Origin of the sequence: Streptomyces sp. NPDC047453 (assembly GCF_040643155.1) — a bacterium.
In the GTDB taxonomy this organism is placed as follows: Bacteria; Actinomycetota; Actinomycetes; order Streptomycetales; family Streptomycetaceae; genus Streptomyces.
Map to the genome: position 1 here is coordinate 1 of NZ_JBEYTS010000142.1, position 8015 is coordinate 8015.

11 protein-coding genes and 2 tRNA genes are annotated in these 8015 nt (G+C 72.2%); 8 read left to right on the forward strand and 5 right to left on the reverse strand.

All coding sequences use genetic code 11. The annotated features are described in order from the left end of the window. Positions 1-182: 182 nt before the first annotated feature. Positions 183-335: a hypothetical protein gene (locus tag ABZ818_RS41865; RefSeq protein WP_361427333.1), complete on the reverse strand. Its 153-nt coding sequence runs from the start codon at positions 333-335 to the stop codon at positions 183-185. A 17-nt stretch (positions 336-352) separates the two neighbouring features. Further along, a complete protein-coding gene (locus ABZ818_RS41870) occupies positions 353-616 on the reverse strand; it encodes a DUF1622 domain-containing protein (protein ID WP_361427357.1) in 264 nt (87 codons plus the stop codon). A gap of 343 nt (positions 617-959) precedes the next feature. Between ABZ818_RS41870 and ABZ818_RS41875 the strand changes: the two genes are divergently transcribed. Then, positions 960-1172, forward strand: a complete 213-nt coding sequence (locus tag ABZ818_RS41875; protein WP_361427336.1) for a hypothetical protein — start codon at positions 960-962, stop codon at positions 1170-1172. 34 nt (positions 1173-1206) lie between these two features. Here ABZ818_RS41875 and ABZ818_RS41880 read toward each other — a convergent pair whose 3' ends face one another. Both ABZ818_RS41880 and ABZ818_RS41885 read right to left on the reverse strand, forming a co-directional pair. Continuing rightward, positions 1207-1863, reverse strand: a complete 657-nt coding sequence (locus tag ABZ818_RS41880) for an SDR family oxidoreductase (protein ID WP_361427339.1) — start codon at positions 1861-1863, stop codon at positions 1207-1209. Positions 1864-1984: 121 nt separating this feature from the next. Continuing rightward, complete coding sequence (locus ABZ818_RS41885; protein ID WP_361427342.1) at positions 1985-3247, reverse strand: amidohydrolase family protein; 1263 nt, start codon at positions 3245-3247, stop codon at positions 1985-1987. A gap of 230 nt (positions 3248-3477) precedes the next feature. On the opposite strand from ABZ818_RS41885, the gene ABZ818_RS41890 reads away from it, so the two are divergent. The 7 genes from ABZ818_RS41890 (at position 3478) to ABZ818_RS41920 (ending at position 6822) form a co-directional block, all read left to right on the forward strand. Next, a tRNA-Thr gene (locus tag ABZ818_RS41890) sits at positions 3478-3550 on the forward strand. 46 nt (positions 3551-3596) lie between these two features. After that, positions 3597-3669 (forward strand) — tRNA-Met (locus ABZ818_RS41895). A gap of 89 nt (positions 3670-3758) precedes the next feature. Further along, a complete protein-coding gene (gene rpmG / locus ABZ818_RS41900; RefSeq protein WP_003948671.1) occupies positions 3759-3923 on the forward strand; it encodes a 50S ribosomal protein L33 in 165 nt (54 codons plus the stop codon). A gap of 144 nt (positions 3924-4067) precedes the next feature. After that, positions 4068-4520, forward strand: a complete 453-nt coding sequence (locus tag ABZ818_RS41905; protein WP_361427345.1) for a MaoC family dehydratase N-terminal domain-containing protein — start codon at positions 4068-4070, stop codon at positions 4518-4520. A gap of 8 nt (positions 4521-4528) precedes the next feature. Continuing rightward, entirely contained in the window at positions 4529-4957 is a 429-nt protein-coding gene (locus tag ABZ818_RS41910; RefSeq protein ID WP_225078012.1) for a MaoC family dehydratase, read from the forward strand. Between the two features lie 66 nt (positions 4958-5023). After that, positions 5024-6079, forward strand: coding sequence for a UDP-N-acetylmuramate dehydrogenase (locus ABZ818_RS41915; protein ID WP_361427348.1), 1056 nt, complete (start codon positions 5024-5026; stop codon positions 6077-6079). Positions 6080-6135: 56 nt separating this feature from the next. Next, entirely contained in the window at positions 6136-6822 is a 687-nt protein-coding gene (locus ABZ818_RS41920; RefSeq protein WP_361427351.1) for a thioredoxin domain-containing protein, read from the forward strand. A 25-nt stretch (positions 6823-6847) separates the two neighbouring features. Here ABZ818_RS41920 and ABZ818_RS41925 read toward each other — a convergent pair whose 3' ends face one another. After that, positions 6848-7879 (reverse strand): adenosine deaminase, encoded by a 1032-nt coding sequence (locus ABZ818_RS41925; RefSeq protein ID WP_361427354.1) that lies wholly within the window; start codon positions 7877-7879, stop codon positions 6848-6850. Positions 7880-8015: the final 136 nt, after the last annotated feature.

Sequence of the window (8015 nt, forward strand, 5' to 3'; positions counted from 1 at the left end):
ACCACAGAGCTCGAATGGCTCCGGCATGAAGAGTGCTCACCTGCTGGCGGCTACGGACCGTAGTCTCTCTCACGGCCCGATGAATCCCATTAGGCCGTCAGGACTGTCTCGTATTCGGCGGGGCGCCGGCACAGGGCACCCCTCCATGGCCGTTCTTCCTCGTGTGGAGCGTGCTGGCTCTTTCAGTCGCTGGCTGGGGGAGGGGGCTGGTTGCCGGCCGCCCGTGTGGCGGCTCGCTGGACACCGCCGGCCCTGTTGGCCAGCGCCCGACGCCACGGCGCGACCCCCTCGAGCTCGACCTCCAATGAGAAGCTGAGGAAGGTCCGGATCAACACGATCAGGCCCAGTACACCTACGTTGTCCAGTGTCGGCCGTTGTCCAGTGTCGGCGCGACCGCGACAGTACGGATGAGGTCTGCGGCGACGAGAACCTCAAGCCCCAGCAGCAAGGCGCCACCGAAGCACCGCCGGAGAGCCAGATACCCGTCGGCGGAGCGTCTGGATTTCCGCCAAGCCCGAGCAGCGGCCACCAGGGACAAGACGAAGCCCACGACCAGCACGATCGCACCCACGGCCTCGAATGCCTGGGCAGCACGCTGCATCGCGTGGGTGAACATCACATTGCATCTCCGGCTTCTTTCACGCACCGCATGAGCTGATCATCGGCCAGTGCGGCCCACTTGGCGACCGCAGCACTCTCCCCGCGGTGCGGCCCCGGCTTCGAAGATCACGGTCGGCCGTCCCCCACATGTCCCCCATGAGAGGGCGCGACTTGGACTTTCCCAGCTCAGTAGGCATCCAGCCAGCCCGCTGTAAATCTGCCGGCTCCGCTTCCCAGGTTCGAATCCTGGCGCCGCCACTCTGGGAAGGACCCCCTCTGATCAGCCCATACGGCAGGGCGGAGGGGGGTTCGCGTGTGGGCGCGGGGCCGGTGTCGGTGGTGCCGTGCACACTGGGGCCATGTCCTCGCGTCGCAGACTCTGCCCCGTGTGCCGTCGGGAGATCGCCGTGGTCGCCGGGCGGTTCGCGCGGCACGATCCGCCCGGGACGCGGGCGAGCGGCGGGCTGACCTCCTGCGCCGGATCGCGCCGGATGGCGCAAATCGGCGCCGCGCAGCCGGCGTTGGACGGCTATGCCGTTCCGGAGTGTCCCGGGCAGATGCCCTTGTTCTGAGCGGTTGCCGGTGCCGGAAGACGCTCGGACGTGCTCAGTTGCCCGCCACCGACTTCACCGCCACCGACACCGGTGCCGAGCCGCTGACGAGTTCCAGGGTCAGGCCTGCCGTGGCCGGGGTCTCCACCAGTTCGGCCAGTACGGCGGCCACGTCGTCGCGCGGGATCATGCCGCGGCCGGTGTGGGCCTCCAGGCGCACCTGGCCGGTGCCGGCGTCGTTGGTCAGCGAGCCGGGGCGCAGGATCGTCCAGTCCAGGGCCTCCTGACGGCGGACGTGGTCGTCCGCCTCGCCCTTGGCCCGCAGATAGACGTCGAAGACCTCGTCGCCCTTGTGCGCCGCGTCCGCGCCCATCGAGGACACGACCAGATGGCGGCGCACGCCCGCGCGTACCGCCGCGTCCGCGAACAGCACCGCCGCGCCCTTGTCCACCGTGTCCTTGCGCGCCGCTCCGCTGCCCGGGCCCGCGCCCGCCGCGAACACCGCCGCGTCGGCGCCCCGCAGCAACTGCGCGACCTCGTCGACGGACGCCGACTCCAGGTCGAGCACGACCGGTTCGGCGCCGGCCGCCCGCAGGTCCTCGCTCTGCTCGGCACGGCGGACGATGCCCGCCACCTCGTCCCCGCGCGCGGCGAGCAGCCGCTCCAGCCGCAGCGCGATCTGACCATGACCACCAGCGATGACAATGCGCATGCTTCCGACCGTACGCCCGGACGGCCGTATCCGCCGCACGACTTCGGCCCTGCCCCGGGGCGCGCTCCGCCGTGTCCCGCACGCCCCCGGAGGCGCTGCCGCCGCCCTGCCGCACGGACCGTCAGGACAACTCCCCCCGCCCCTGCCGCGGCAGTCCCAGCTCCACCGCGGCGGCGGAGTCGCAGAACTCCCGCACCGCGCTCGTGCGTGCCACCACGCGCCCCCGGTGCACCACGATCCGGCTGTACGCGAGCGACAGCGCCCCCGCGAGCCGGTCGCCGCGCACCGCGAGCAGCTCGGCGGGGAAACCCGCCTCCACCCGCACCTCGGGCAGACCGAGCACCGTGCGGGCTGACGCGCTCACCGCGTCGTAGGCCTCCTCGGGACACAGCCCGTGCCGCGAGGCCAGCAGGTAAGCGGCCTCCAGCGGGTCGCCGCGCCCCACCGGGTTCGACACGTCCCGCAGGGCGCCGCTGCCCGCGGCCACCCGGACCCCGGCCGCCCGCAGCAGCCGGACCGGCGCCGTCCCGTGTCCCTCGGCGCCGCCGCAGCAGCCCTGCGGCAGGCACACCACCCTCACCCCGGCCGCGGCCAGCTGGTCCGCGGCCCGCTCGGCCGCCCCGGTGGGCAGCCGGGCCAGGCCGCCGCACGGGCCCAGCGTCACTCCCGGGCGCAGCCCGCCCGCCATCGCCGCGATGCGCGCCAGGCGGGACGGGTCGGCGCCGTCGGTGTGCAGGTCGACGGGGCAGCCGTGTTCGGAGGCGACCTCGAGGACCGCCTCGACGTAGCCCGTCGGGTCGGGGTCCACGTCGGGGCAGCCGCCCACGACGCAGGCGCCCATCTTGAGCGAGTCCCGCAGTATCGCCAGGCCGTCCGCGCCGGCCGCCCCGGTCAGCACGCGCGGTACCGCCACCGTCGTCAGTTCGGTGAGCCCGCGCAGCGACCGCCGGGCCCGCAGGACCGCCGTCAGGACGCCGAGCCCCTGGACGTCGCCCACGCGTACGTGTGCGCGCACGGTCGTCGCGCCGTGGCCCAGTTGCAGCAGCGCGGCCTCGGTGGTGCGGCGCTGGACGTCCTCCGGCTCGTACGACACCGGTCCGCCGCTGTCGCCGGTCAGGGCCGTGTCGGCGTGGGCGTGGGGCTCGGCCGGGGCCGGCAGGAGCAGGTAGCCGCTGAGGTCGACGCGCGGCGCGCCGCCCCGCGGGTCGCCCGCGCCGAGGCTGCCGGCGGTGCCGACCGCCTCGATGCGCTCACCGGCCAGCCGTACGTCCACGGTCCGCCCGTCGGTCAGCCGGGCCCCGCACAGCAGCAGCCCGTCCGGGTCCGTCCGCCCGGACGGACCCGGCGAGGAGGACGAGGGGGGTGGCGGCTGTCCGGGGGGCATCGCACTCCAGGTACGCAGGGCGACAAAGGGTTCGGGACACGTTCGGGGCGCGGACCGTGAGGCCGCGCGGGCCACGCAAGATCACGCAGAGTGAGTCGAGCCTAGGGTGGCCGCCGGGCCGGACGAGGGAGGAGCGCAATAGTCGTACCGGTGTGGCCGCGGGACCGGGGACGGTGCCGGGAAACGGATTTGGGTGAACGGCCGCAGAGCGTGTAATGTCTTCCTCGCTCGCCCCAATAGCTCAGTCGGCAGAGCGTCTCCATGGTAAGGAGAAGGTCAACGGTTCGATTCCGTTTTGGGGCTCTGGTGTGAGAGGTACCCGCCGCAAGGCGGGGCCCGATCGCATCGCAGCGGTGTAGCTCAGTCGGTAGAGCAAGCGGCTCATAATCGCTGTGTCACCGGTTCAAGTCCGGTCACCGCTACTCACAGTAGCCGATTGCGGGGTCGGTCCTTCGATCGGCTACTCTTTCTTGCGTTGAAATAGCCTACCCGTTCGTCAAGGAGCACTCACGTGGCTGCCACCGACGTCCGCCCGAAGATCACGCTGGCCTGCGTGGAGTGCAAGGAGCGGAACTACATCACCAAGAAGAACCGGCGGAACAACCCCGACCGGCTCGAGATGAAGAAGCACTGCCCGCGTTGCAACGCGCACACCGCGCACCGCGAGACGCGCTGATCAAAACTCAGACATGAGGCCGCCCCCGCACCACGGGGGCGGCCTCATGTTGTTTCATGTGCGAAAGCCCAGCGGGAGCCCGGTGAAAGCCGGGCCGCACGCCGGGCTACGTAAAACCCCAGCGACACCAGGAGGTGCCGAGCCATGGCGCTCGACCAGTCCTTCGTGGGGCGGTCCTACCCGCCCACCGACCCCTACGAGGTGGGCCGGGAGAAGATCCGTGAGTTCGCGGAGGCGGTGGGCGACGCCAACCCGGCCTACACGGACCCGGAAGCCGCCAAGGAGCTCGGCCACCCCGATGTGATCGCCCCGCCGACCTTCGTCTTCGCGATCACCTTCAAGGCCGCCGGACAGGTCGTCCAGGACCCGCAGCTCGGCCTGGACTACAGCCGCGTGGTGCACGGCGACCAGAAGTTCGCCTACACCCGGCCGGTGCGCGCCGGCGACCGGCTCACCGTCACCTCCACCATCGAGTCGATCAAGTCCCTGGCCGGCAACGACGTCCTGGACATCCGCGGCGAGGTGCACGACGAGGTGGGCGAGCACGTGGTGACCGCCTGGACCAAGCTCGTGGCCCGCGCGGCCGAGGAGGCGTGAGGAAACCGATGACGGCGAAGATCGCCTACGACGACGTCGAGGTCGGCACCGAGCTGACGGCCCAGACCTTTCCCGTGACCCGGGCCACCCTCGTCCAGTACGCGGGCGCCTCCGGGGACTTCAACCCCATCCACTGGAACGAGAAGTTCGCCAAGGAGGTCGGGCTTCCGGACGTGATCGCGCACGGCATGTTCACCATGGCCGAGGCGATCCGCGTGGTCACCGACTGGACGGGCGACCCTGGCGCCGTCGTCGAGTACGGCGTCCGCTTCACCAAGCCCGTCGTCGTCCCGAACGACGACGAGGGGGCCGTGATCGAGGTCTCCGGCAAGGTCGCGGCCAAGCTCGACGACAACACCGTGCGGGTCGACCTGACCGCCATGAGCAACGGGCAGAAGGTCCTCGGGATGTCCCGGGCCGTCGTACGCCTGGCCTGACGGCCACCGCGGTCCCGCACTCGCCGAGGTGCGGGACCGTCAGCGGGGTCTCGTAGTCTTGGGCGCGTGCAGGAACTCCACGACGCGCCCCTCGCCCCGCTGACCACCTTCCGGCTGGGCGGCCCCGCCACCCGGCTGATCACCGCGACCACCGACGCCGAGGTGATCGACGCCGTCCGCGAGGCCGACGCCCACGGCACACCGCTGCTGGTCATCGGCGGCGGCTCCAACCTGGTCATCGGCGACAAGGGCTTCGACGGCACCGCGCTGCGCATCGCCACCCGCGGCTTCGAACTCAGCGGTACGACGCTGGAACTGGCCGCCGGAGAGGTGTGGACGGACGCGGTCGCGCGCACCGTCGAGGCCGGGCTCGCCGGCGTCGAGTGCCTGTCCGGCATCCCCGGCTCCGCGGGCGCCACCCCGATCCAGAACGTGGGCGCGTACGGCCAGGAGGTGTCCTCGACGATCACCGAGGTCGTCGCCTACGACCGCCGGGCGGGCCGCACGGTGACCCTGGCCAACGAGGACTGTGCGTTCTCCTACCGGCACAGCCGCTTCAAGGCCGACCCCGAGCGGTACGTCGTCCTGCGCGTCCGTTTCGGGCTGGAGGACGCGGACGGGCTGTCGACGCCGGTCAAGTACGCCGAGACCGCGCGCGTCCTCGGTGTGGAGGCGGGCGACCGGGTACCGCTCACCACCGCCCGCGAGACCGTGCTGAAGCTGCGGGCCGGGAAGGGCATGGTGCTGGACCCCGAGGACCACGACACCTGGTCCGCCGGCTCCTTCTTCACCAACCCGATCCTCACGGACGCCGGCTTCGCCGTGTTCCGCACACGTGTGCGGGAGCGGCTCGGCGACGGCGTCGAGCCCCCCGCCTATCCGGCGGGGCAGGGGCACACCAAGACCTCCGCGGCCTGGCTGATCGACAAGGCGGGCTTCACCAAGGGCTACGGCACCGGACCGGCCCGCATCTCCACCAAGCACACCCTCGCCCTCACCAACCGTGGCGCCGCGACCACGGAGGACCTGCTCGCGCTGGCCCGCGAGGTGGTGGCCGGGGTTCGTGAGGCCTTCGGCATCACCCTGGTCAACGAGCCGGTGACGGTCGGCGTGAGCCTGTAGCCGCAGGGCACATGGGGAGGGGGGAGACCATGGGGGAACGACGTGCAATAGCGGCTGTGGCCGCCGCCGTCCTGGCGGGCGTGCTCGCCACGGGATGCGGCAAGGGCGCCGCAACGGCCGGAGGCGGGGAGCCGGAAGCGGGGGCGTCCTACACAAGTGTGGGGGAGATCGACGAGACGCTCGCGCCGGACGGCACCACCGTCCGCGTGGGATCCCCCGGCGCGCGGACCGTCGTCCACCTGTACGAGGACCTGCGCTGCCCGGTCTGCGCGGAGTTCGAGACCCAGGGCGGCGGCGAGGGCCTGCGCGAGCTGATCCTGTCCGGCGAGGTGAGGGCCGAGTACACGCTGGCCTCGTTCCTAGACGACGGGCTCGGCGGCGACGGCTCCAAGAAGGCCGCCAACGCCCTGCGGGCCGCCCTGGACGCGGGCAGGTTCGCCGAGTACCACGAGGTGCTCTTCGCGCACCAGCCCGAGGAGAAGGTCGACGGCTACACCGACGCCTTCCTGCTGGACATGGCCTCCAGGGTCCCGGGCCTGCGCGGCGAGGAGTTCGACGCGGCGGTCAAGGGCATGAAGCACCGCGACTTCGTGACCGCCTCCGAGAAGGCCTTCGACACGTCGGGGGTGACCGGCACGCCCACCATGAAGGTGGACGGCAGGACCGTCAGCGGGTCCCTGGCCGGCGGCATCTTCGACAAGGAGACGCTGCCCATGGTGATCGGCGCCATGGCCCGGTCCTGACCGGCGAGCCCTCCGCGCCCGTCGGTCAGTTCGCCAGCCAGTCGTCGACCCCCGACAGCAGCTTCGCGCGCACGTCCTCGGGGGCCGCCGACGCGCGGATCGACTGGCGGGCCAGTTCCGCCAGTTCGGCGTCCGTGAAGGAGTGGTGGCGGCGGGCGATCTCGTACTGCGCCGCCAGCCGGGAGCCGAAGAGCAGCGGGTCGTCGGCGCCCAGGGCCATCGGGACGCCCGCCTCGTACAGCCGGCGCAGGGGGACGTCCTCGGGCTTGTCGTACACGCCGAGGGCCACGTTCGAGGCCGGGCACACCTCGCAGGTCACGCCCCGGTCGGCCAGGCGGCTCAGCAGCCGCGGGTCCTCGGCCGCGCGTACACCGTGCCCCACCCGGTGGGCCCGGAGGTCGTCCAGGCAGTCGCGGACCGAGGCGGGGCCGGTCAGCTCGCCGCCGTGCGGGGCCGCGAACAGTCCGCCGTCCCGGGCGATCGCGAAGGCCCGGTCGAAGTCCCGGGCCATGCCCCGGCGTTCGTCGTTCGACAGGCCGAAGCCGACCACGCCACGTTCCCGGTAGCGCACCGCGAGGCGGGCCAGGGTACGGGCGTCCAGGGGGTGCTTCATACGGTTCGCGGCGACCAGGACCCGCATCCCGAGGCCCGTCTCGCGCGACGCCGTCTCCACCGCGTCGAGGATGATCTCCAGCGCCGGGATCAGCCCGCCCAGGCGCGGTGCGTACGAGGTCGGGTCGACCTGGATCTCCAGCCATCCCGAACCGTCCCTGACGTCCTCCTCGGCGGCCTCCCGCACCAGCCGCCGGATGTCCTCCGGCTCCCGCAGGCAGGAGCGTGCCGCGTCGTACAGCCGCTGGAAGCGGAACCAGCCGCGCTCGTCCGTCGCCCGCAGCCGCGGAGGCTCCCCGCTGACCAGGGCCGCCGTCAGCGCGTCGGGCAGCCGTACGCCGTGCTTGTCGGCCAGCTCCAGCAGGGTGGTGGGCCGCATCGACCCGGTGAAGTGCAGGTGCAGATGGGCTTTCGGCAGCTCAGAGAGATCACGTACACGCTCCATTCCTGGATGGTGCCGCACGTTCCCCGTGCCCCGGTAGTCGTTTCCCCATTCGTGGTCTTGCTCGCACAAATGAAGGGGCGCGCGGGGCGGGGGCACGCGGGGGGATACCGCGCCCGCCCCCCCCCCCTCAGGGCGC